This is a genomic window from Nitrospirota bacterium, assembly GCA_026387665.1.
Classification (GTDB): Bacteria; Nitrospirota; Nitrospiria; order Nitrospirales; family Nitrospiraceae; genus Palsa-1315.
Genome location: JAPLLG010000004.1, coordinates 22197 through 45982, shown reverse-complemented (window position 1 = coordinate 45982; position 23786 = coordinate 22197). Strand labels below are relative to the sequence as shown.

21 protein-coding genes are annotated in these 23786 nt (G+C 55.0%); 2 read left to right on the top strand and 19 right to left on the bottom strand.

The window, feature by feature from the left end; all coding sequences use genetic code 11:
* The first annotated feature begins 3 nt into the window (after window positions 1-3).
* On the top strand, window positions 4-1287 hold the full coding sequence (locus NT179_03020) for an N-acetylmuramoyl-L-alanine amidase (protein MCX5720986.1): 1284 nt from the start codon (window positions 4-6) through the stop codon (window positions 1285-1287).
* Window positions 1288-1315: 28 nt separating this feature from the next.
* A complete protein-coding gene (truA, locus tag NT179_03015; GenBank protein MCX5720985.1) occupies window positions 1316-2053 on the top strand; it encodes a tRNA pseudouridine(38-40) synthase TruA in 738 nt (245 codons plus the stop codon).
* Between the two features lie 152 nt (window positions 2054-2205).
* Here the strand turns inward: truA and cysE are convergent, their stop codons facing one another.
* The 19 genes from cysE to NT179_02920 all read right to left on the bottom strand — a co-directional run bounded on the left by cysE (window position 2206) and on the right by NT179_02920 (window position 23780).
* Window positions 2206-2859 carry a serine O-acetyltransferase gene (gene cysE / locus NT179_03010; GenBank protein MCX5720984.1) on the bottom strand — a complete coding sequence of 218 codons (654 nt, stop codon included), beginning with the start codon at window positions 2857-2859 and terminating at the stop codon, window positions 2206-2208.
* A gap of 10 nt (window positions 2860-2869) precedes the next feature.
* The gene (ispF, locus tag NT179_03005) at window positions 2870-3352 is read right to left on the bottom strand and encodes a 2-C-methyl-D-erythritol 2,4-cyclodiphosphate synthase (protein MCX5720983.1); all 483 of its coding nucleotides are present in this window, start codon (window positions 3350-3352) and stop codon (window positions 2870-2872) included.
* Between the two features lie 39 nt (window positions 3353-3391).
* Window positions 3392-4114, bottom strand: a complete 723-nt coding sequence (ispD, locus tag NT179_03000) for a 2-C-methyl-D-erythritol 4-phosphate cytidylyltransferase (protein ID MCX5720982.1) — start codon at window positions 4112-4114, stop codon at window positions 3392-3394.
* A gap of 32 nt (window positions 4115-4146) precedes the next feature.
* Window positions 4147-5658 (bottom strand): DegQ family serine endoprotease, encoded by a 1512-nt coding sequence (locus tag NT179_02995; protein ID MCX5720981.1) that lies wholly within the window; start codon window positions 5656-5658, stop codon window positions 4147-4149.
* Between the two features lie 66 nt (window positions 5659-5724).
* Window positions 5725-6648, bottom strand: a complete 924-nt coding sequence (locus NT179_02990; GenBank protein MCX5720980.1) for a class I fructose-bisphosphate aldolase — start codon at window positions 6646-6648, stop codon at window positions 5725-5727.
* Between the two features lie 28 nt (window positions 6649-6676).
* Entirely contained in the window at window positions 6677-7681 is a 1005-nt protein-coding gene (gene fbp / locus NT179_02985) for a class 1 fructose-bisphosphatase (GenBank protein MCX5720979.1), read from the bottom strand.
* Between the two features lie 105 nt (window positions 7682-7786).
* Window positions 7787-8524: a DUF3108 domain-containing protein gene (locus tag NT179_02980; protein ID MCX5720978.1), complete on the bottom strand. Its 738-nt coding sequence runs from the start codon at window positions 8522-8524 to the stop codon at window positions 7787-7789.
* A gap of 82 nt (window positions 8525-8606) precedes the next feature.
* A complete protein-coding gene (locus tag NT179_02975) occupies window positions 8607-10007 on the bottom strand; it encodes a phosphomannomutase/phosphoglucomutase (GenBank protein ID MCX5720977.1) in 1401 nt (466 codons plus the stop codon).
* Window positions 10008-10097: 90 nt separating this feature from the next.
* Window positions 10098-11579 (bottom strand): mannose-1-phosphate guanylyltransferase/mannose-6-phosphate isomerase, encoded by a 1482-nt coding sequence (locus NT179_02970; protein MCX5720976.1) that lies wholly within the window; start codon window positions 11577-11579, stop codon window positions 10098-10100.
* A gap of 11 nt (window positions 11580-11590) precedes the next feature.
* Window positions 11591-12103, bottom strand: coding sequence for an HAD hydrolase family protein (locus tag NT179_02965; protein ID MCX5720975.1), 513 nt, complete (start codon window positions 12101-12103; stop codon window positions 11591-11593).
* Between the two features lie 434 nt (window positions 12104-12537).
* The gene (locus tag NT179_02960) at window positions 12538-13275 is read right to left on the bottom strand and encodes a VTT domain-containing protein (protein ID MCX5720974.1); all 738 of its coding nucleotides are present in this window, start codon (window positions 13273-13275) and stop codon (window positions 12538-12540) included.
* 149 nt (window positions 13276-13424) lie between these two features.
* A complete protein-coding gene (locus NT179_02955) occupies window positions 13425-14453 on the bottom strand; it encodes a radical SAM protein (GenBank protein MCX5720973.1) in 1029 nt (342 codons plus the stop codon).
* A 34-nt stretch (window positions 14454-14487) separates the two neighbouring features.
* The gene (locus NT179_02950) at window positions 14488-15423 is read right to left on the bottom strand and encodes a glycosyltransferase family 2 protein (GenBank protein ID MCX5720972.1); all 936 of its coding nucleotides are present in this window, start codon (window positions 15421-15423) and stop codon (window positions 14488-14490) included.
* Between the two features lie 161 nt (window positions 15424-15584).
* A complete protein-coding gene (locus tag NT179_02945; GenBank protein ID MCX5720971.1) occupies window positions 15585-17123 on the bottom strand; it encodes a hypothetical protein in 1539 nt (512 codons plus the stop codon).
* Between the two features lie 540 nt (window positions 17124-17663).
* Window positions 17664-18500, bottom strand: a complete 837-nt coding sequence (gene rfbD / locus NT179_02940; protein ID MCX5720970.1) for a dTDP-4-dehydrorhamnose reductase — start codon at window positions 18498-18500, stop codon at window positions 17664-17666.
* Between the two features lie 93 nt (window positions 18501-18593).
* Window positions 18594-19628, bottom strand: coding sequence for a dTDP-glucose 4,6-dehydratase (rfbB, locus tag NT179_02935; GenBank protein MCX5720969.1), 1035 nt, complete (start codon window positions 19626-19628; stop codon window positions 18594-18596).
* Between the two features lie 51 nt (window positions 19629-19679).
* A complete protein-coding gene (locus NT179_02930) occupies window positions 19680-20408 on the bottom strand; it encodes a sugar phosphate nucleotidyltransferase (protein ID MCX5720968.1) in 729 nt (242 codons plus the stop codon).
* Window positions 20409-20544: 136 nt separating this feature from the next.
* Window positions 20545-22452: a nucleoside-diphosphate sugar epimerase/dehydratase gene (locus tag NT179_02925; protein ID MCX5720967.1), complete on the bottom strand. Its 1908-nt coding sequence runs from the start codon at window positions 22450-22452 to the stop codon at window positions 20545-20547.
* A gap of 35 nt (window positions 22453-22487) precedes the next feature.
* The gene (locus NT179_02920) at window positions 22488-23780 is read right to left on the bottom strand and encodes an O-antigen ligase family protein (GenBank protein MCX5720966.1); all 1293 of its coding nucleotides are present in this window, start codon (window positions 23778-23780) and stop codon (window positions 22488-22490) included.
* Between the last annotated feature and the right edge of the window lie 6 nt (window positions 23781-23786).

The window sequence follows — 23786 nt, the reverse complement described above, 5'->3', positions numbered from 1 at the left end:
CCCATGCGATCAGCTTTGTGGCGCATCTTCACCATCGCCTTCCTGGTCGGACTCTTCGGCCTCCCAGGTCTTGCCCTCGATCCGTTCCACCTGATCCACGCCGCTGCCGCCACGAATGAGGCGCGGCAGAAATCTCCAGCCAAGCCCAAGAAACCTCATACCTCCCAAATACGGCTCACGCCCCAGGCCCCAGGCCTGGTGACGGTTCAAGATGTCCGAACCGCCAGCTCACCGGGATTGACGAGGCTCGTCCTCGACCTCGACTCGAAAGCCCGTCCAAGCAAACAGCCCATTCTTCAGGCCGAGGGAGTGACGATCACCATTCCCAACACCACATTGAGTCCATCCGCCAAAGCGAAACTTGCATCAGGCGAACGATCCAAGCCCTTCATCATCACCCAGACGTCGGAGCGATCGGTCGACATCTCTCTCCCGACCGGTTCATTTCAGAGTTACAAAATACTCACCTTGGCCAACCCTCCCAGGCTGGTCATCGATGCCGTGCCCCCCAGAGAGTCCCTGGCGACGCTGGTTGCAGAACCCTTGCCTGACCGGACGCCATCACTCACCGCTCCGCCACAGCCGACTCAGCCCCAAACCAAGCCAGTGAAGACCGTCGTGATCGATCCAGGGCATGGAGGGAAAGACCCTGGCGCCTTGGGGCAACGGGGAACGGAAGAGAAAGACATTACGCTGAAGGTAGCGCTGAAGCTGCGCGATCTCCTAAGCAAGCAACCGGGAATCCGCGTCCTCATGACCCGTGAACGGGACGAATTCATCGAGCTGGAGAACCGCGCAAAATTCGCCAATGCACAGGATGCGGATCTCTTCGTCTCGATCCATGTCAATTCCCACACCAAACGCTCCGTCAAGGGCATTGAAATCTACCATTTCGGCGCAGCCAAGGATCAACGGGCGCTCGAAGTCGCGGCCCGCGAAAACGGCACTCCGCTCAGCAACACCGGCGTGGGATGGGAATACCTCGTGGCTGATCTCCTCACGTCGAAGAAAATCGAAGAATCCCTCGAACTGGCCTGGACCGCCAAGGAAGCCATGGTGACGACCCTGAACAGCCACTATACGCTGGTGGACCATGGCGTCAAGACCGCGCCGTTCTATGTGCTCCGCTTCACCAGCATGCCCAGCATCCTGGCTGAAATCGCCTATATCTCGAATGCGTCCGAAGAAGAGATGCTCCGAACCGGGCTCTTCACGACGCGCGTCGCGGAAGCGTTGGAGGAAAGCGTCAAAACGTTCCTCGGCTCAGCCAAGCTGGCCACGCGATGATCGCCGCGCCGTTCCTCCTACGACAGCCATGCCAACCGTAAAGTTAGTCGTCGAGTATGACGGAACCGGCTATGCAGGCTGGCAACGTCAGCCTGACCAACCCACGGTCCAAGCGGCCATCGAACAAGCCATCCACCAGGTCAGCCACGCCACGGTCGCTATCATCGGCGCAGGCCGCACGGACTCCGACGTGCATGCGCTCGGACAAGTCGCCAGCTTTCGCACCGGCTGCGATTGGCCCGCGACCAGCTGGATGCGATCGCTCAATGCCGTGTTGCCGAACGATATTGCCGTGCGCGCCGCTTCCCTCATGGACGACCGCTTTCATGCCCAGCACGACGCGCGAGGCAAGCTCTACACCTATCGAATCCTCCATCGCCAGCCCAAGCCCACCCTCGATCGTGCGTTCGTCTGGCACATCTACCGGCCACTGGACGAAGCGGCCATGCAAGAGGCGGCGGCTTCGCTCATCGGAACGCAGGACTTTTCCTCCTTCGAGGGAAGTCTCACGGACAACACCAATCCCATCTGCCAGCTACAGCGATTTGCCATTCTGCGTCAGGGCGAGGAAATCCGTATTGAAGCCTATGCCGATCGGTTTCTGAAACATATGGTTCGCGCGATGGTGGGAACGGTCGTCGAAGTCGGGTTGGGTAAACGGACGCCCCACAGCCTGACAGAGGTCCTGAAGGCCAAGGACCGGCGAGCAGCAGGAGTAACCGCTCCGCCTCATGGACTCTGTCTCACGCGGGTGGATTATGACTAGCGGGGGATCGTGGTGGCAGGCAGACTCGCAGGATGCTCAAAAAGGCTGTCAGCAAGGCCGCAGGCGAGTCGAAACCGGAGGCGTACCCTCAGGGGTACGGTGAGGATTTCGATGAGCTGAGAACGAAGCTGGCAGCCTTTTTCAGCATCCTGCTAGAACAGGCGGGGGGAATCCTGACTCTCCAGCTTCTTGCGAAGTTCGATCAACTCCTGTTCGAGCGACAAGAGTCTGTCACTAATGGGGTCTGGCAGGTTGATATGGTCCATGGTGGCATCTGGTAGCCGCTCGCCCTGCGTTTTAATCACGCGGGCCGGCACGCCAATCACGGTGGAGTTAGCCGCGACATTCTTCAGCACCACCGAATTGGCGCCGATCTTCACATTATCGCCGATCGTGATTCCGCCCAGAATCTTGGCTCCGGCTCCGACCACGACATGGTTCCCCACCGTCGGATGCCGCTTGCCCCGCTCTTTGCCCGTTCCGCCGAGCGTCACGCCTTGAAAGAGCGTCACAAAGTCCCCGATCTCCGCCGTCTCGCCGATCACGACACCCATGCCATGGTCGATAAAGAATCCCCGGCCGATCTTCGCCGACGGATGGATCTCGATCCCCGTCAGCCAACGGGCGAGCTGAGAAATGAAACGAGGGAGAAACGGAACGCGATGGGCCTTGAGCCAATGGGACACGCGATAGGCCAACATGGCATGGAAGCCGGCATAGGTCAGCACGACTTCAAACCAGCTGGTCGCCGAGGGGTCCCGGTCGAATATTGCACGAAGATCTTCTTGAATGGTTTTGAGAAGCATAAAGGCTACCTTACGCTGCAGAAGCCCGTTCGATCAAACAGACCGCCTGGGCGGCGATCCCTTCCTCCCGACCGATCATGCCAATGCCCTCGCCGCTCTTGACCTTCACATTGACCAGATCCGGATCAACCCCGAGCACTAGCGCCATCTGCTTCTGCATCGCCGTCAAGTAGGAACTGAGCCTGGGGGCTTGCGCGATCACGATGGTGTCCACGTTCACAATGCGATACCCCTTGGCCCGCAGCTTCCCGACCACATCCTCCAGCAGCTTGAGGCTTGAAATATCTTTGAACCGTTGATCGGAGCTGGGATAGTGCCGCCCCAAATCTCCCTCCCCCATCGCACCGAGCAAGGCATCGCAGAGGGCATGGACCAAAGCGTCGGAATCGGAATGGCCCAACAGTCCCTTGCTGTGCGGCACCTCGACCCCGCCAAGAATCAGCTTGCGCCCTGCTCCCAAGGGATGGATATCGTACCCGCAACCAACCCGCATCGTCATAGGCTCTCCTCGTAATTCGCCATGCGCCGTTCGTCAGTGAGAGATGCCAGTTCCACGTGCCTTCACCCTCGATGCCAGAATGGCCTCGCCGATCACCAGATCTTCAGGCCTCGTCACTTTGATATTCTCCCCGCTCCCCTCGACCACCGCCACAGCATGCCCGAGCCATTCCACCAGGAAGGCGTCATCCGTAGCCCGCACCCCTTCGGCATGCGCTTTCCGATGAGCTTCCTCGATCCAATCCCGTCGAAAGGCCTGCGGAGTCTGCGCGAGCCACAAGGGCGTCCGATCGACCGTTCGTTCGATCATCCCATCAGGCCGGACCTGTTTCACCGTATCCCTCATGGGAAGGGCGACGATCGCCGCGCCATGCTTCCTCGCCACTGCCACCACCTCGTCGATCATCCCTTGGGTCAGAAAGGGTCTGACCGCGTCATGGACGAGCACGATCTCTGTGCCTGAGGGAACTTCCGCCAGCGCATGCCGCACCGAATCCTGACGTTCAGCGCCGCCGGCCACCACCTTCGTCACTTTTGTGAATCGATGCTTCGCGACGATCTCACGCTGGCAATAGTCGATGTCCGCGGACGGAACGGCGAGAATGATCTGGTCAACCACCGCTGCGGCTTGCAAGGCCAACAAAGACTGGATGATGAGCGGCTCGCCGCCCAGCGCCAAAAACTGTTTAGGGGTCGAACCGCCCATCCTGAGCCCGCGCCCGGCAGCGGGCACGAGAGCGATCACCTGATTGGCCACTGGCTCCTCTCGCGCGGGATCTTCCACGGTCCTCAGGGCCTGAGCGTGAGATAGAGGGATCGGCCCTGCCGCTTGACCAACAAGAGGACCGCTTGATCTTTGGACAGACCGGACCGCAGCCGTTCATAGGTCTTGAGCGAGGTCACAGCCTTTCGATTCACTTCCAGAATAATGTCGCCTTCCCTCACGCCGATTTCCTCAGCCGTGCTGCCTGGCTTGACCCGCGTCACGACCACACCTCGCTCGGACGACTTGATCCCGTACCGGCTAGCCAACTCCTCCGTGAGCTCATGCACCTCAAGATCGGAGAGGACCCCGGTCGGCGCGATCGACTCCTCGCTCTCCTCTGATCCGGACTGCGTCATCGACTTGGGCTGCTCGACGATCGTCACGTCCAACGTCTTGTGTTTCTTGTCTCTGATCAGTTTGATCGAGACCTTTTTCCCGAGCGGAGTTTGCGCGACGGCGTTGCGCAGATGCGTAGGGGAATCCATCGGCTTGCCGTCGAATTCCACGATCACATCCGCCCGTTCGAATCCCGCCTTCTTTGCCGGGCTGTCATCCATCACATCGCTGACGAGCACGCCCTTCGTTTCTGTAATGCCGAATTGCGCCGCCAACTCAGGCGACAGCTCTTGAATCGATACGCCTAGCCAGCCGCGCACGACTTTTCCTGTTCGAACCAGCTGATCCATAATCGAATGCGCCAGGTTGCTGGGGACGGCAAACCCGATTCCCATATTCCCGCCACTCTGGCTGAAGATGGCCGTATTGATGCCGACCAGCTCCCCGCGAACATTCACCAGGGCTCCGCCTGAATTACCCGGATTGATCGCCGCATCGGTCTGGATGAAGTCTTCATATTCGGCGATCCCCATACTGGCTCGCCCGACCGCGCTGACAATACCCATCGTTACAGTCTGGGTCAGACCAAATGGACTGCCCACCGCCAGCACGAACTCGCCGACTTCCAATTGATCGGAATCGGCCCAGGCGATGGGCGACAGGCCCGTCGCCTCGATCTTGATCACGGCAATATCTGTTTTCGAGTCCGTGCCGATCAGCTTGGCCTTAAACTCGCGCTTATCGGACAGCACGACGCGAATATCGTCTGCCTTGTTCACCACATGATTATTGGTAATGATCAATCCGCTGGGATCCACAATGACCCCGGACCCCTGGCCCTTTTCCTTGCGTTCTTTCGGCATATCGCGCTTGAGTTCGTCTCCGAAAAAGCGCCGAAAGAAGGGATCATCGAAGGGTGAGCCTTGAGGGCCCTCTCCCGCTTTGCCGGTGCGTGTCGCGGCAATGTTGACGACAGCCGGCTTAACCGACTTCGCAATCTCGACGAAGTTCTTCCCGCTTCCTCCGGACATCGGCAACTGTGGCACCGTGGCCACGGGACGAGCGAGGGGGGCAAGAACCGGCTCTGGCCCGGCTGTGCCGTTCGGCAGCCAGCCCATATCGGACGCCACCACAATCCCGATGACGATGCCCACGGCAATCAGCGTGAACGGAACAACCCAAGGCCGACGTGACTTCATAGGTATCAACGATCCTTCATGCTTCATACGACCGATCCACCATTCGTGGCGCGAAACGCCGACGCCTTACTTACTCTCGCCGGAATAGATCCCCATGATGGTGTGGAGAAATTTAATCGCCTCCGGCTTGGGACGCTGGAACGAGTTCCGCCCGATGATGGAACCGAACCCGCCGCCGTCGCGAATCGCGCGCGCTTCCTCGAACACGTTCTGATCTTCGCTCTTGGCGCCGCCGGAGAAAATCACAATGCGCCGTCCGTCGAACGCGCTCTGCACCACGTGCTTGACCCGCTCTGTCAACGTCTTGATCGGCAATTGCGTCGCTTCATAGACCTTCTTCGCCGCGGCCTGCTCCAGATGCGCCGAAGGCAGCTTGACCTTAATGATATGGGCGCCGAGCTGGGCGGCAATCTGAGCCGCATAAGCCACCACATCGATCGCCGTTTCCCCTTCCTTGCTCAAGGCAGAACCACGGGGGTAGGACCAGACAACGACCGCCAATCCGCAGGCCTTGGCGTCTTCTGCAATTTCGCGAAGCTGTTCATACATCGCATTGCAATGGGCGGAGCCTGGATAGATCGTGAACCCCACGGCGACACAGCCCAGACGCAAAGCATCCGAGACGCTCCCCGTGACTGACGGCATGGGATCCTTGTCGTCATGCAAAGAATCGTGGCTGTTGAGCTTCAGGATGAGCGGGATTTGCCCGGCATGCTGCGCGGCTCCTGCTTCCAGAAATCCCAGCGGCGCCGCATAGCCATTACAGCCAGCGTCGATGGCCAACTGAAAATGATAGAGAGGATTATAGCCGCCTGGGTTGACGGCGAAACTCCTGGCCGGGCCATGCTCGAATCCCTGGTCCACCGGGAGAATCACCAGCTTGCCGGTCCCAGCCAACTTGCCATGCCGCAATAGCCTGGCAATATTTGTTTTCGTTCCGGCGTTGTCGTTGCTGTACCAGCTGAGAATGTCCTGTACGCGATCTGCCATGTGTCCCCTCCTCAAACGGCTCTTGTCGTTACGCTTGACCTTGAATATGACGTTCCGCTTCCAGCACGTCGTCCATGCTGCCGATGATCAACGGCACCCGCTGATGAAGCTGCTTGGCCTCCACGTCGAGGATGCGCATCGTGCCGGTACTGGCCCGCCCGCCTGCCTGCTCCACAATCCAGGCCAAGGGATTCGCTTCATACAGCAACCGAAGCTTTCCCTCCGGTTTGTCCAGCTCACCGGGATAGAGATAGATCCCTCCCCCGAGAAGGATCCGATGCACATCCGCGACTAAACAACCGGAGTAGCGCCCACTGTAGGGTCGCCCGGTCGCCTTATCTTTGACTTTCAGATAGTCGAAATACTTCTGCGTTCCGCCAGGCCACTTGTGGTAATTCCCCTCGTTGGCCGCATAGACCTTCCCCCGAGCCGGCATGGTGATCGCTTTGTGGGAGAGGAGATAGTCTCCACTCTCCGGGTCCAGCGTAAACCCATGCACCCCCTGGCCCGTGGTAAAGACCAGCATCGTGCTGGCGCCAAAGAGGAGATAGCCTGCTACGACTTGCTCTGTCCCCTTCCGCACAAGATCACTCTCGCTCAGCACGTCATCAGGCCTCTGTTTTATGACGATGGAAAAGATCGAGCCAAGTGGCATGTTCACATCCGTATTGGACGAGCCGTCCAAGGGATCGAACAGGACCATATAGGATCCCTGCGCCCCGCTACGCGGCAGGATGATCGGCTGCTCCATCTCTTCAGAGGCCAAGGCACAAACCTGCCCATTCTGTTGCAACAGCCTGACAAAGGTCTCATTGGCAATCTCGTCGAGCTTCTTAACCGTTTCGCCCTGAACATTGGTCGTACCGGTCGTGCCGAGCATATCCAGGAGCGCGGCGCGGCGAAGATCATGAGCCAGGTATTTCCCGACAAGGCCGATCTGAGACAGCAACCCCGTGAGGACACTAGCCCCCCCTGGAAATGCTGGCTGGTTAAGGCTGATAAACCGTTCGAGGGTAAGAGCCTGCTGTGCCATGAATCAGTACGGTGATCCTTACTCGTTACAAGACCGCGAAAAATGACCTAACCTGGCGCAAGTATAGCTGTTTTATGTGAGGTGGGCAATGGAACTTCCAGTCCTTCACTTCACAGGAGCCGCCGAGGGCAACCCGCTCACAAGATCCGCCACAATCGACCCGATGATCACCTTCGCCTTCATCCTGACAGGAATGCGTCGGTCATCGTTGGTAAACCATACCCGGATGTTGCCCTGGTTGAGGAAGACACCTTGGAACGGCATGACGACCAACACGCGGGCCGTTTCGACCTTACCCCATAGACTGCTGATGGTCTCGATCTCCTCAACACGTACGTCCAGCTTGTGGTTCTTCTTATCGTGATGCACGTTCATCGTCAGAGAAGAGCCTGGCTGTAACGACAATGCGCTGCGCGCATAATAGAGACAGGAGATGACGTCTTGGGTGCCAGGTGGGATCTGAAACATTTCCGTCGTCCCACCTTTGACCGCCGTGACCGACCCCTCTTTCTGATGGAATGTGTACTCGATGTCTTCTTTCTTCTTCCCTTCTCGCCGCTTGAAGGTCAAGTGCTCCGGAAGCAGCGTAGCGGGATCCAGTATTGACTCTACCCGATTATCTACGGGAAAGAATTTGGTGACCGTGGGACTCGAGTGTGCCGTGGTGACCAGTTTCACCAGCGGCTGATCTCCGTCCGTGCCAGCAGCAGTTACTTCCAGCACCGCTGTGGCGGCTGTGATATTCAGCCAAGAGATCTCGTAGGTGAAACGTTCTCCGACTTGGAAGGGTCTCACTGATGGAGGATCGCCGCTAGGCCCAGTCCATGAGACCGCGTCGCTCATGGCACCCAAGATCAGGCATGCCAGGACGAGCCAGGCAGGAGCCAACACATATCGAAAAAGAAAACTCGCTGGCTGGTGCCGACTAGGAGCCAAGGGTTTGCTTGGCTGCAGTTAATTCGCCTTCGATCACTGCGCGGATCGTGGCCAATCGCTCCGGCGAGGTGGCTTCAAACCGCAACACGAGGGCCGGCTGGGTATTCGAGGCTCGAATTAGGCCCCAGCCCTCGTCGAAAATAGCGCGGACCCCATCAATCGTGACGACATCGCGTAGCACCAACTTGGCAGGACCGAGCGCTTCGCGGGTCTTCAGACAGATTGCCAACCGATCCTGCACATATTTGACCAGCTTGAACTTGATGGAGTCCGACACGTCAACCCTGATCTCAGGAGTAACAGAGGTCTTCGGAAGGTCCGCGACCAAGGCAGAGAGCGGCTGAGTGGTCTTGGCCAAAATCTCCACTAACCGGCATGAGGCGTAAATCGCGTCGTCGTACCCGAAGTACCGATCGGCAAAAAACATATGCCCGGACATTTCGCCGGCCAAGACCGCCTGCTCGCTCTTCATCTTCGCTTTGATCAAGGAATGGCCGGTCTTCCACATGATCGGACGGCCCCCCTGCTTCGCAATATCGTCATAGAGGCTCTGTGACGATTTGACCTCAGAGATGATGGTGCTCCCTGGCATTGCCGCCAGAATATCGCGTGCGTAGACCACCATCAGACGGTCACCCCACAACACATCCCCCTGCTCGTCGATGGTCCCGATGCGATCGGCATCTCCGTCATAGCCGATCCCGACATCGGCCTTGTGCTGTTTGACGGCCTGAATCAGATCGTCGAGATTCTCTAAGACCGTGGGGTCTGGATGATGGTTGGGGAATCGCCCGTCGAGATCGCAATAGAGCCCTGTGACATGACAGCCCAAAAATTCCAAGGCCTCTTTCGCCACCAAGGCCGCCACACCGTTCCCACAGTCGATGACAACATGCAGGCGCTTCGCATTAACGTGGGCAAAGCTTTTCTTGATATAGGCCAGATAGTCGGGAATGATGGGATGTTCCGAGAGCTGCCCGGCGCCAGACACAAAGGAGCCAGCCTCCATCACCACTCGAAGGGCCTGGATCTCCTCTCCATGAATCGTGTCTTTTCCGATGCAGATCTTGAATCCGTTGTACTCTGCCGCATTGTGGCTCCCGGTGATCATGATGCCGCCGTCAACCGGCAGCTGAAACAACGAGAAATACACCAGCGGCGAGGGACAGACTCCAATGTCTATGACGTTCATTCCACCGGCGAGGAGCCCCCGCACGAGAGCCTTGTGAAGCCCAGGCGAACTTAGCCTGCCATCCCGCCCGACTGAAATCGTCTTCACCCCCCGGTCTTTGACATAGGTGCAGTAGGCCAGCCCCACCTGCTCCGCAATCGCATCGGTCAGTTCCTGGCCCACGATACCGCGTAAATCGTATTCGCGAAAAAGTCCCATTCCTAACCCCTGTGATGAGTGATGAGTGAAGCGTGATCAGTCATGCGGTACAGAGAATGTCCCAACCCATCACCCATCACTGATCACTCCTCACGGTTTGATGTTTCGCCCGTAATCATCCTGAAACCGGACAATATCATCTTCCCCAAGATAAGGCCCGTTTTGCACTTCAATGATGTGCAGGGTCTCTTGGCCAGGATTTTCCAACCGGTGCCTGGTTTCGAGAGGAATTTCGGTACTATGCCCCGTCTTGAGATCAAAGACCTCGTCGCCTCTGGTCACCCGCGCCGTCCCAGTGATCACCACCCAATGTTCGCTCCGTCGATGGTGGAGCTGGAGCGAGAGCCGCCCTCCAGGCTTGACCGTCACCCGCTTCACTTTGTAGCCCAGTCCCTCTTCCAGAATCGTATAGGAGCCCCAGGGACGATGCACGGTCAGATGCTCCAGATGCTCCGGCGCTTTCTGCCGTTTAAGAATATCGACCAACTGTTTCACATCTTGCGCGCGGGATTTTGGGCAGACCAATGTGGCATCCGGCGTATCGACCACCACCATATCGGTGAGTCCGATCGTTGCCACGAGCCGACGATCCCCGTAGACAATGGACCGGCGGCTGCCGACATCGACCACCCGACCGACCACGACATTACCTGCCTTATCCTTCGGCGCGACTTCATCCAAACTGCCCCAGCTCCCGACGTCGGACCATTGAAAGGAGACTGGCACGATCGCAGCCTTCTTCGATTGCTCCATCACTCCCGTGTCGATCGAAACCGGCGTGAGCGCCCGATAGGCCTCATCGATGGACTGTCTGGTCGCGCCAGACCCCATCAAGTGGCCGATCCGTTCGATCCCGAGAGAGAGAGCCGGTTGGTGGCGTTTAATCTCATCGAGAATCGCCGCAGCCCGCCACACAAACATGCCGCTATTCCAGTAATAGTCCCCGGCTTTGAGATACTGCGCAGCCTTGGTGGCATTGGGCTTTTCCACGAATCGGCTGACGGGATGGCCCTTGAGCGTGCCCTGTTTCCCCAGCGTCACTTTCCGATTGGGCCTAATGTAGCCATAGCCAGTTTCCGGACGGATCGGCTGGATGCCGAAGGTCACCAGATAATCCTGCTTCGCCAATGTCGCAGCCATTGAGACAGCCGCATCAAAGGCTCGCTGGCCTTTAATAATATGATCGGCCGGCACCACCAGCATAATTGCGGCAGGATCACGACGGACCAGTTCCAAGGCCACCAAGGCAATAGCTGGAGCGGTATTACGCCCTTCAGGCTCCAGCACGAAATTGTCTGACAGCGCGTCTTTCCACTCACCCAGCTGGGCGCGAATGGACTCTGCTTGGGCTGGATTCGTGGAGATCATCACCCGATCGGGCGCTGACGCGCAGACCACGCGGCGCATGGTCTGCTGAATCAACGTTTCATCTCCCATGATCCGCAGCAGCTGCTTGGGGAACAACTGCCGACTCAATGGCCAAAACCTGGTGCCGCTGCCACCGGCCATAATCACGGGGTAGATATGGTTCTCGCGTTTGAGGTTCGGGGTTGGTCGTTTAGAAAAAGCCATAAACTGATCTCTTATTTCTTGCGAGCGCTTTCCTGAACGTGCACCTTAGAATTTCGGACTTTCGACTTTCGACTTTGTACTCCCAGAATCATCTCGCAAATTTCTCGAACCGCCCCCTCCCCGCCCTTCTTCTGACAGACATAGTCGACCACTGCCGCGATCTGGGGCATTCCATCGGCCGGGGCAGCGGAAAACCCCACTTCTTTCAGCGTCTCCAAATCGTTGACATCGTCCCCGATATAGGCGACCTGGCTCAGGGTCAGCCCATGACGTGCCGCCATTTCACAGACGAGGGACAACTTGTCCAGCACCCCTTGGTGCAGCTCAGGAATCGCGAGCTTCTCCGCGCGCCGCGCCACCAGCTTGGTCCGTTCCTGCGTCACGATGGCGGTGATAATGCCAGCCTTCTGCAACAATTTGAGCCCCATGCCATCCCGCGTATTAAACTTCTTCCACTCATCGCCGGACTCGGCATAGTACATCCCGGCATCCGTCAAGACGCCGTCGACATCAGTGGCAAACAAACGAATTCGCTTAAGAGCTTGCTCTAGCGATACTCGCCTCGCGCCTCGCTTGCCTGTGTTACATCGTAAATTTCCCATAACCGGTGTACCAAAATGATTCAGTGAACGTTCAATACCTCCACTTGCACGAACGCACTCACCGAGTGCGTACCCTCTCCAGAAACTGCAGGTCCACCCCCAGCAACAACTCCATTTCAAATGGACGGATCAACTAAGAATCAAACCCCCTGTGATTGCGGCAACCGAGAATCCTCCATAGGGGAACGTGCAACCTCAAAATTCAAAAACCATGCGTTGCTCACCAGTAGCAATCACGCCATTGACCGACTCGCCCCACGGAAGCAGCATCCACCTGGCATCGACATACTTCCACACATAGCCCCAGCCGCACCACACTTCAAGATTACCAGACCAAGTTTTTGGACATGTAGACGTCACGATAATTTCGTCATCCGTCTAAACGCTATTCTCAGAAACGCTAGAGTGGTCGCAGCGAGCGACACTACCAGAATGTCGGTGAACAAAGCGCCTGCATGGCCTTCCAGAACGATGCTACCAAGAGAGTGCCCAACGGCCGCAAAGGCGACACTCAACGGGACGATAGAAAGCATCGTGGTCAGGAAATAATGTCTGAATTTTATAGAGGTTAATCCAAATAAATAGCTTGCAGGGCCAAAGGGGAAAATAGGATTAATGCGTACAAACACGACCATTTTCCAGCCCTTCTTGAGAACCTCACCTCTCAACCAGCTCCAAATCCGATTACTAAACCAGGCATTCAAATAATCAGCCGCAAGGTACCGCGCGGCGAGGAAGGCACCTACTGCACCGGCAGTCGCCCCTAAAACGGTCAGTAGACCTCCCCAATATGGTCCCCAGATCAGCCCTGCACCGAGGTTTAGCGGCAGTGTGGGTATAAAACACATGACTGACAACACATAGATAGCAAGAAACACGATCGGCGCCAAAAAGGGATGCGCCCGAAGAAGCGACATAATGTTTTCCGGAGTCACATAACCATGATGCTGAAGCACATACACCGCTGCAGTGCCCATTACCAGCGCAATACCAAGCGTTACCCGCCAATACTTAATCTCCAGTCCGAACACTTTAGGCCATGACCGAACAATATCGGCCAGAGATTTTCGCTGGTCAAGAGTTGAGTCTATCATTGTGCTATTCGATGCATCGAAACCGATCGTCCCGTTGATTATTTCAGTCAGATGGAGTTCTAAGCGTAGGCGGAATTAGCGCAGGCTGGTGTCAACCAAATCGGCAGCAGCAACCCATTCTATTCGATTAACGTTGGGACACTACTGACTTAGTATTTAAATTCGACACCAACCCGATTGCATTTGGAGCAGATTGGAATAGGTTTACGGCCCTGCTCACGATGAGTTTTCCGCATCTGCACAACGCGAGAACCATTCCAAACGCCGAGCACATCCGTCTCATGCTCCTTGAATGAACCATAACCGTCAGCATTTCCGTAAACCACATAGTCGCAACAGGGCAACAAATCCCCATTCCAATTTACAGTTAGAACCTTCCATAGCCAATCACATGGAATATTCTGCGCAGACGGAAACTGGACAGGCTGTGCATCCTCCTGCCCTTCCATACCGAGAGGATTCCCTGGCCGCACACTAAATAAAAATCCCAAATCGTGCGCAAACGCCTTGAATTGATCAACTTGGTGGGCATTGTGCTTATAGAGAATATAGTCAATGAGTACCAAAAGACGTGCGTTGCGCTCCCTGATCGATTTCAACAGCAACCGCAAGTTTTGCTTTATCTCCTCCACATCTCCAACTCGATGTTGGATTCTGTGAACATCAGTAGTAAAACCGGACACATGCACTTTCAAGAAATCCAAATCATGATCGAGAATCTTGTCAATGTTTTCCTGGTTAAGCAACACTCCATTGCTTGAAATCATAGTTGCCACGTTGCACTCCCTGGCAACTCTCAAGACTTCATCCAACCGTTGGTAAATGAAGGGCTCACCATTCACATAAGGCACAGCCATCAACAGCGTATCCTTGGTTTGCCGCAAGATGGACTCGACTATCTCAAACTTCATCGTCCCCTTAGGAATAATCTGACCTGCATTTCCGGGGTTAAGATCAGGAATCTCCCCTTTTTCCGACCGGCAAAATACACAATTCTCATTGCAGTGATTAGAAAGTTCGAAATTAATCACAATCGGGGTTCGACCGGACCGATCCAATTTAAAACGATACGCCGCATAGCATCTCGCCGTATTAAAAATTTTCCTTATGGTCAGCTTGCCTTTCCGCAGCATCAAAAAAAGCAAGCGGACCTTCAGAAATGAATATTTCGTGAGCATAGGGATACCGTCCCTCGAACCAGCTTAAGGTTAACTAAAACCCTATTTGCTTCTTGATAATATACTTTGGCCTGCTCCGAACTTGATCGTAGATCCTGCCGACATAGATTCCAAGTAGGCCGATCGTGCCCAAAATGACCCCGGAAAGAAACAGGATGGCCGACATGATAGCAGTCCACCCAGGCAAGTTCATGCCCGCAATTTTCATAACAATGATATAGCAAAGCAGAACAAATGAGATCATCGAGACTGTGAGGCCAAAGAACAACGCAAAATACAGAGGCACCGTGGAGAACGACGTAATGCCTCGCAAAAACTCTTTGTATGGATTCAGACTCGTGAACAATCCAAATTTCGACTGGCCGGCGGACCTAGCATCTCTTTCGTATTTGACAACAGCTTGATTAAAACCGACCCACACCGAGAGGCCTCGCAGGTAAGGATCCATCTCACCTAGTTGCAGGATCTCCTCGACGACCCGCCTACTGAGAAGCTTAAAATCACCCGCGTTTTCGAGAAGAGAAATATCCGAGAAAGCGTTGATGGCCTTGTACGCCATCTTCGTGATCCACATTTTCGCGGCGCTTTCTCCATGCCTGTGAGTCCGCACCGTATGCACAATGTCTGCACCATTCTTCCATTCGCGCACCATCTGGGGAATGATTTCAGGAGGATCCTGCAAATCAGAATCCATGTAAATGGCAGCATCTCCTCTGCTGGCAGCAAGACCGGCAATCACGCAAGGAGAGACCCCAAAGCGTCTCGACATATTAATAATCTTGATTCGGCTATTTTCCGCTCGGAGACTTTGCAGAACATCTAGAGAGCGATCCGTAGAATCATCATTCACAAATATGAGTTCGTAGTCCCCGATTGTCTCCACAACGGCCACAACACGGTGCACAAGCTCAGGAAGAACCTCCTCCTCATTTCTGAATGAAAACACTATCGAAATGACAGGCGTATCCATACTTCTCCTCAATTCACAGCGCGCAAAAATATTTGAGTGGTGTCACACGCCAAGTGCACCGGGCAAATGATGCCACAATGACACAGCCAGGTTGAGACGCTTCCTCGGTCAGATGATGAGCCAATGGGGGATGGTGTTCAACTCACGCCAGTCGCAGCCCTTCACTCTATTAAGACCGTAGAAATTGAGCTTAGATAGTCCGAAGACAAATCTTCCTCCAAAACGAAGGGATGATCGACTCGCCTTAATGTTCCATCAAAGTAATTCCACAGCAACAGTTCATTTTGGCTCTCAAGACCCGAATAAACATGGCCGCTTAATCGGCCAACTTGCGTAACCTGACCACCATCATAAACTGTTCTGGTGGCGCTGAAAGTGCCAAACTTATGAGTTATATATTCGACCTTCACCTCATTCAGAACCGAATAGTGGGCACGAAGTGCCGGGCCGAGCGCCCAAGACTCTTCAAAGACCAGAACGGAATTCACTCGGTTAGGCACGATTGCCAGCAAGATTTTCTCACGACCTTCCCGTGCAATCACTTCGGCGGGAAAAGCATGGATCACTTTCTGTTGAAGCGACCAACTGTCTGCCCAATCTTTGGTCTGCTGGATGAAAATAGGAGCAAAAGACAATATTACTATTACCAAAACTAGACGGGCCCTCCTGGGAAATCTCTGCGCCAGAACAAACACAATGAAAATAAAAAGTGCGGAAATTGCGATGGTGGTTTTCGAAGCTATTCCGAACGGACGGATCGAGTAACCAACGGACATATACATGAGCAAGTTCACTAGTGCGCAAAAACCTAGCAACAACAAGGCCGCATGGTGTGGCTCGATACTGCGATTTCGTATCTTCCTCACATTCCGAATCAATAGAGCCACAAAGAAGGCTCCAATCAAGAAAGGGATCAGTGCTTCAATCCAATACATTGGATTCCGCAGGACTCCGAGGACTCTCGTGAAAATGAAATCGGGATTGAAGCTCTTTCTTGTTCCATTCTGAATCAAGCGATTATAAAGAATAAAGGACAACTGAAGGAAAGAAAAGACCACGAGATGGTAGACGAGCCTAGTGCGCTTCAAGGAAAACCTATGCTGATAGATCCAGGACAATCCAAGGAAAAGAATAAACTGAAAGTAGTAGGCCTCAAGAGTCAGACAACTGATCGAATAAAAAATAAACGAAGCTAGAAACCGTTCCTGGAAATACGCAATAAACGCCAGCAGAAACGCCACCACGCACAAGCCTGTAACCATGTGGGCAGGCCAAGCAGTAAATCCAAACGAAAACGGGTTGATGATCCACAGACATGCGATTAGGGCAATAATCTTGCGATCCAGCCTTGCCGTCTGCAGCGCGTTCAGCGTTTGCAGCGCCTTAAAAAACAGGAGGCTCTCGGCAAGGACGACAATAGCGCCATAGAGCTGCCACAGGAATGGATTCACCTTAAACGCACCCAGAAGGACATAGCTGAACACACCAGCGAGAATGCGGTTTGAATAAAGATTAGTGTAATAATCCAGCCACTCAGAAGCTGGATGAAATTTTAGGGGCTCAAACAAGACAGTATAGTCATCACTATAAAAGCCAAAATACAATGGGCGCCATATGTAGCAAAGGCTCCAAAACAAGACGATCAAACTATATGGATGGGAAAACACCATCCTGAATCGCAACCAATTACGTTCTGCCATTAAATAACTCTCGACATCTTGGAACTAAACAGATTTAGCGGAAACACTGCACCCATCGATCTAGAACTAGCAGAAAGCATCACCATATTTTTCCCACCGGAATCACAACCGACCAAGAAATCAGAATTTGCGGAGTGCGCCCGGTCGTCAATAGTGGCAGTCATAAGCAGCCTCATGGCTACCGGCTGCTGAGAGTCGTACTGTTGGGCCACCGCTGGCAAGAGATTCGCACGCCTCGATTGCCGCCGCTAGCGGTTGCAGAAGATCCGAGGTACACAGTGACCTCCCTCCGAGCCTGCGCTGAGCCTCAGAGCTTCAATCGTGCACCAGTCCTTCCTTGAGCGCCCCTCAGCTCTCGCAGTAGCTGTTGGTAGTCTCGCGAGAAATTTGGGGCCAGATCACGTTGTGAATGCGCCCCAGGGTTGAGCACTTGGCGCCAAGAGCCTGGACGAGCGCACACTCACCCCTGATCCGTGGTTATCAGGTCGCCCATCCGGCAGAGTGCCCGTTTCAACGCGCAGCGATCTTCTTTCTCCGTAGTTACTGTTCCCGAACCCCGCTGACAAACCGTTGCAGGGCATCCTGCCAGGAGGGCATGCTGAATCCAAAACCATGGAGGCGCTCCTGAGCAAGGACAGAATAGGCGGGTCGCCTCGCGGGACGTCCCATCTGCTCAGTCGTAATAGGCCGAACCGGGGTTGAGAGGCCCATGAGGCTGACGATGGCCTCGGCGAATTCATGCCAGGTACAGTCGCCGCGATTCGTCACGTGACAGATTCCTCGCAGGTCACTCGCAACGAGATCTTTCAAGGCTAGAGCCAGATCGTCTGCATTGGTCGGGCAGCCTCGCTGATCTCCCACCACCTCAAGGAAGGGCTTCTCACGGGCCAGCCTCATGATGGTCTTCACGAAATTACTCCCCGCATGTCCATAGAGCCAGGCGGTTCGAACCACCAACGTGTTGGGACAGCCCTTCAATGCGGCGAGCTCCCCTTCGCGCTTGGATTGCCCATACGCATTGATAGGATGGGGCTGGTCCTCTTCACGATAGGGAGTTGTCTGAATTCCATCGAACACATAGTCCGTCGATACATAGATTAATCTCGCATTGAGCGTCGCAGCGGCACGGGCCACAAAGGCGGTGCCTTGCGCGTTCACCGCCATCGCGCGATCTGGCTCTCGCTCAGCCCCATCAACATTGGTATAGGCGCCAACATGCAGGATGACCGAGGGACGGGCAGCCACAATCTGGAATTCGCAGTCAGCATGCGTGAGGTCAAACTCCGGCAAGTCTTTGAGAATCAGATCTTCTCCCGAGAAGGCCCGCTGGAGCGCCTGACCCAATTGCCCCTGCGCGCCGGTGATCAGAACCCGCATAAGTGTTCGAGGTTCATAGTGCGATGTTCGAGGTTAACAAGATTTGGAGGTTCCTGGTTGGATATTCGAAGTTGGTCGGCCCAGTGACGCTCTTTATCTTTCAACTTCGAACCTCGAACCTTCTTTGAGCCGCTTCCCATACTGCTGTTCATAGTACTGGCGAAACGCGCCTGACTTGATCGAACGCCACCAATCCTCATGCTCCTGGTACCATTGGATAGTCGATTTCAGTCCCTCTTCGAACGGCACGGCTGGGCTCCACCCCAATTGGCACAACTTACTACAATCCACCGCGTAGCGGCGATCATGCCCCGGTCGATCCTGCACCGATCGAATGAGGTCACGGGGTTTACCAAGATGGCCGACAATCTGTTCGGCCACGGTAATGTTTTCCCGTTCATTGCCTCCGCCGACATTGTAGATCTGCCCCGGCTCACCTCGAAGAAACACATGCTCGATCGCCGCACAATGGTCCTGCACTGCCAGCCAATCGCGGCGCTGACGTCCATCTCCATAGAGCGGAAGGAGCTGGCTGTCGATCGCATTGGTGATAAAAAGGGGGACGAATTTCTCCGGGTACTGATTCGGCCCATAGGTATTGCTGCCACGAGTCACCATCACGGGAAACCGATAAGTTGTCCAGTAGCTGAGGGCCAAGAGGTCTCCACCAGCTTTGCTGGCAGAATAGGGACTGCGAGGGGCCAGGCAATCGTTCTCGGTCGACATCCCAGTCTCGACACTGCCGTAGACTTCGTCTGTGCTGACTTGCAAAAACCGCTGCAGGCCTGCACGACGGGCTTCCTCAAGCAACACGCCAGTCCCCACCACATCGGTCCTGGCAAAGGCCCCCGGATCGAGAATCGACCGATCCACGTGGGTCTCCGCCGCGGCATTGATCACCCCTTCGATCCGATGCTCCCGAATAAGACGTTCGACCAAGGACTGATCGCCAATGTCCCCATGCACAAAGGTATGACGGACATGGGCCTCGATCGCCTTGAGGTTTGTGAGATTGCCGGAGTATTTCAGCGCATCCAGATTCACCACCTCATGACCGCCTTGTACAACCAGGCGACGGACGAGATGTGATCCGATGAATCCGGCTCCGCCGGTTACGAGAATTCGCATCTCAAAACCTTGTTCAGGGTTCGAAGTTCGAGATCCATGGTCACGAGAGTCTTACAATTTATTCGCGCCGGTTTTCGCCACCAGCAAATTGGCCTGATGAAGGGATTCGATCGTCCCGGCGTCAGTCCACCAGCCCTCCAAAATATCCCAGGTCAATGTTCCTTCCGCGATGTAGGCATTATTGACGTCGGTAATTTCAAGTTCGCCACGGCCGGACGGCTTGAGGGTCTTGATGATATCGAATACGTGCGCATCATAAAAATACATGCCCGTGACCGCATAGGAAGATCGGGGGTTCGCCGGTTTCTCCTCGATCTTCACAACCCAATTCCCTTCAAGGATCGGCACCCCGAACCGTTGCGGGTCCTTCACGTCCTTCAATAGAATTTTCGCCCCCTGCTGCTGCTTCCGAAACGCGTCGGCGGCGCGGGCGATGTTGCCTTCGATAATATTGTCACCCAAGATCACACAGATCGATTCACCATCCGCAAAATGCTCGGCCAATCTGAGAGCATCGGCAATCCCGCCTTCACCCTCTTGGTAGGTATAGTTCAGCCGCTTCAGACCGAAGTCTTTCCCGTTACCCAGCAATCTCAGAAAATCTCCCGCGCTGTTGCCGCCCGTGACCAGCATGATTTCATCGATCCCGGCATTGGCCAACGCCTGAATGGGATAGTAAATCATGGGCCGATCGTAGACCGGCAGCAAATGTTTATTGGTGACTTTGGTGAGCGGAAGCAACCTGCTCCCTAATCCACCAGCCAGAACGACGCCTCTCATCCTCTACACACTCCTCCCACACCGGGCTTCCGAACCCTGCCTTGTGACTGCTGAAGATTGTACCAGGGCCACACCCGGGCAGACAGGGAAAATAATTCGGGAAACAAGGCACGCAACAGGCCCAGGGCCCCGACAATTAATGGATGTGCTCAATGCTGCAGGACGATGCCGGAGTATAGGTCGGGACAGCCTCCTTGAGCCGGCGAAGCAGCTCATCGTCATCACCCTGGCTCACCGCAACTTCAAGCTGAACGATCGCCCGATTGAGGCGATCCGATTGCATCGCCGGGGGACTGATGGCGCGTCGGATCTTTGCATGTTGCGTGGGCTCAACCCGTTCCGTCTCTTCAAAAAGTTCTTCGTACAATTTTTCGCCTGGACGTAAGCCGCTGTACACAATCTGAATATCCTGATCAGGCACAAGACCGGACAAGACAATCATATTCCTAGCCAAATCGGCTACTTTAACCTGCTCTCCCATATCCAGCACGAACACCTCGCCGCCCCGTCCCAACAGGCTGGCCTGCAGCACCAATTGCACCGCTTCCGGAATCGTCATGAAGAACCGTTTGATCTCGGGGTGAGTCACCGTAACCGGTCCTCCCCTTCGAATCTGGTCCGCAAATAATGGAACGACACTCCCGTTACTGCCCAGCACGTTTCCAAACCGAACCACCGTAAACTTCGTCTGGCCTCGACGACTCAGGCTCTGCAACAGGTCTTCAGCTACCCGTTTCGTGGCACCCATGACACTTGTCGGATTCACCGCCTTGTCGGTGGAAATGAGCACGAAACGATTGACCCCGTAAGCCAATGCCGCCTCGGCCACAACTTTTGTCCCAAAGATGTTATTGCGAACGGCCTCCTTAGGATTGAGCTCCATCAACGGCACATGCTTATGCGCCGCAGCATGAAAGACAAGCTCAGGGTCCGTCTGCTTCAATACCTCAATCACCCGGTCCTGTACTGTGACATCTCCCACCGCCGGAACGATCCTGACTTTCGGAAATTGCATCCGCAGCTCAAGATCTAACGCATAGAGTCCATTCTCATACCGCTCAAAGAGAATCAACGAAGCCGGTTGGTAGCGAGCGATCTGCCTGCAGAGCTCAGACCCGATCGAGCCCCCGGCGCCGGTCACAAGCACTCGTTTCCCTTCGAGCAACGGATGCAACTCCTGCCGATCCATCTGAATCGGTTCACGTTGCAGGAGATCCTCCAGACTCATCGGCCTGACCTGTCTCAGCGCCTCAGGATTCGCCAGCAGTTGTTTCATGCTCGGCAAGATCTTGATGGGAACCTTGCACCCCTCCGAGGCTGCGAGGATTCGTTGCTTTAGTCCGGTCGAAGCAGAGGGAATCGCCACAATAATCTCATGCGCGACCAGCTCGTGCGCCAGAGCGGGAATATCCCCAATCGCCCCCACGACCGGTACCCCGTGAATTTTCATCTTCCGCTTGACCGGATCGTCGTCCACCAATCCAACAGGTCTATAGTGCCCCCCTCCGTCGCTCAACATATCCCTGACCAGCAACTCACCGGCATGGCCAGCTCCAACCACCAACACCCTTCGAGCCGTAGGACTTACGACCTGAAGCCATTCGCGGAACCAGCGAACGGCCAACCGAATACCAGCAAGGAAAAGCCCGCTAAACACACCTGTAAGAATAATAACCGAACGGGGATAGGAGACCCACCCGAGGAGACCATGTACCACACCGTAAAACACCGCAGAACTGGCGACGGAGGCCCAGAGGATACGGCCCAAATCATGAAGGCCGACATAACGCCAAAGCCCACGCTGAATACCAAATGCGGCAAGACCGACACCATAGATGACCAATACGATAGGCAGGCTCCTGAGGAACAGCCTTGCCTGGTCGGGGGGAATGTCCCCTTCGAATCGAAGCGCAAAGGCCGTCACATTCGCCGCAGCAATCAGTCCGAGCTGTATACAGACCACAAAAGCTGACCTATGCTGAAGCACTAACTGCCCATAGTGATGGACGACACGATGAAACAGTGAAATCACAACTTTTTGCATATGCTTATTCTCAGCCTAATCGCGGGGACTAGCAGTTACGCTTCCACCGACACGCCAGATCTTCTGCCGCAGGAATCCTTCCCTCGCCCATCACAGGAAGGGTAGCTCAAGACGGCCAGCGCTAGAAGCACCCAGAAAAATATGGCCAACGACCCAACCAGCATTTGATCGAACTGCAACCGTAGCATCAACCCTGTAACACTGCCAACGGTCCCCAGGAGCATAGCTTTAGGCATCCACTCATGAGCACGGCGGTACTCCTCAGCAGTCTTCAGCATAACCCGCGCGATGAACCACCCGAAGAGCAGTAGCCCTGGAAGCCCGACATGGAGAGCGAGATAAAGAAAAATATTATGTGTCCCTGCACGCGAGACGCCATACTGACCAATGACAACTTCTTGACCCTGGCCATACAATGAAAGATAGCTGAGGTTTCCATATCCGATCCCAACCAACCAGTGCTTGGCAATCTCGGACAAGGTAAACCCCCAAATTTCAAACCGATGAAACACAGATGAAAACCCTCTATTAGCAGGAAGCGCGTTCACAATGTCTGTACTCACTCCCGCGACAGGTATTGCCCCCTCGTTGGAAACCAGCAGGACCGCGGCAATCACACATACCGTCACAAGCGCGGCAACAATCTTGGCGGAGACCGAACGGATGAACCAGGCAATCACCCATAGCTCTCCAACCAGGGCGACCAACCCTGCGCGCGACTGAGTCGCAAGCAGGCAGACCATCATCATTCCTACCGCAATTACACCGGCACTTTTCACTTCTGGAGGCCCCTCCCCTAATGCCAAAACCAACGCAAAAGGAATGACCATGACGAGAAATGTGGTCAGCCACACTTCAGCAGAAAAAAACGAAACCACGGCTTGAGGATTGTGAAGGTTAAACTGTGAGAGTCCATAGGCCGTGACAACGATAGCGACAATCCCGATCAGCCCCAAGAGTACCTGCCGATAGCGTAGCTCGTTGAAGAAGTAGATGACCGAATAGAAAACCACCATATGCTGAAGCAACTTGCCATACTCCTTCAGACTATAGGACGGAACCACCGCAAAGGGGATCGTGAGTCCAACCCAGACGACAAAAGCCAAGAGGAGCATGTCGTATGGTGTCCGGGAATAGAAAAGTCGCCGATTGGTGACACACCACCCAACCAGCAACCCAAGGAGAAGAATAAACCCGTTTCGCTCAACAATGAGTAATGATTTGAAGGGAAGCACTGCGATATACACCGCCAATACCACGCGGATAATGGTATCAAAATAGGCCACCCGCTCGGATGACGGCATGGCGCTGAAGGAAGTCGGTGTCATCGCAAT

Bases quoted from the DNA above. Each gene is read 5' to 3' on its own strand.
- NT179_02970 (MCX5720976.1), bottom strand. From the start codon at position 11,579: ATGGCTTTTTCTAAACGACCAACCCCGAACCTCAAACGCGAGAACCAT.
- NT179_02975 (MCX5720977.1), bottom strand. From the start codon at position 10,007: ATGGGACTTTTTCGCGAATACGATTTACGCGGTATCGTGGGCCAGGAA.
- NT179_02950 (MCX5720972.1), bottom strand. From the start codon at position 15,423: ATGGATACGCCTGTCATTTCGATAGTGTTTTCATTCAGAAATGAGGAG.
- NT179_02990 (MCX5720980.1), bottom strand. From the start codon at position 6,648: ATGGCAGATCGCGTACAGGACATTCTCAGCTGGTACAGCAACGACAAC.
- fbp (MCX5720979.1), bottom strand. From the start codon at position 7,681: ATGGCACAGCAGGCTCTTACCCTCGAACGGTTTATCAGCCTTAACCAG.
- cysE (MCX5720984.1), bottom strand. From the start codon at position 2,859: ATGCTTCTCAAAACCATTCAAGAAGATCTTCGTGCAATATTCGACCGG.
- NT179_02960 (MCX5720974.1), bottom strand. From the start codon at position 13,275: ATGATAGACTCAACTCTTGACCAGCGAAAATCTCTGGCCGATATTGTT.
- truA (MCX5720985.1), top strand. From the start codon at position 1,316: ATGCCAACCGTAAAGTTAGTCGTCGAGTATGACGGAACCGGCTATGCA.
- NT179_02955 (MCX5720973.1), bottom strand. From the start codon at position 14,453: ATGCTCACGAAATATTCATTTCTGAAGGTCCGCTTGCTTTTTTTGATG.
- rfbB (MCX5720969.1), bottom strand. From the start codon at position 19,628: ATGCGAATTCTCGTAACCGGCGGAGCCGGATTCATCGGATCACATCTC.
- NT179_02980 (MCX5720978.1), bottom strand. From the start codon at position 8,524: ATGAGCGACGCGGTCTCATGGACTGGGCCTAGCGGCGATCCTCCATCA.
- NT179_02920 (MCX5720966.1), bottom strand. From the start codon at position 23,780: ATGACACCGACTTCCTTCAGCGCCATGCCGTCATCCGAGCGGGTGGCC.
- NT179_03020 (MCX5720986.1), top strand. From the start codon at position 4: ATGCGATCAGCTTTGTGGCGCATCTTCACCATCGCCTTCCTGGTCGGA.
- rfbD (MCX5720970.1), bottom strand. From the start codon at position 18,500: ATGCGGGTTCTGATCACCGGCGCGCAGGGGCAATTGGGTCAGGCGCTC.
- NT179_02930 (MCX5720968.1), bottom strand. From the start codon at position 20,408: ATGAGAGGCGTCGTTCTGGCTGGTGGATTAGGGAGCAGGTTGCTTCCG.
- NT179_02995 (MCX5720981.1), bottom strand. From the start codon at position 5,658: ATGAAGTCACGTCGGCCTTGGGTTGTTCCGTTCACGCTGATTGCCGTG.
- NT179_02945 (MCX5720971.1), bottom strand. From the start codon at position 17,123: ATGGCAGAACGTAATTGGTTGCGATTCAGGATGGTGTTTTCCCATCCA.
- NT179_02925 (MCX5720967.1), bottom strand. From the start codon at position 22,452: ATGCAAAAAGTTGTGATTTCACTGTTTCATCGTGTCGTCCATCACTAT.
- ispF (MCX5720983.1), bottom strand. From the start codon at position 3,352: ATGCGGGTTGGTTGCGGGTACGATATCCATCCCTTGGGAGCAGGGCGC.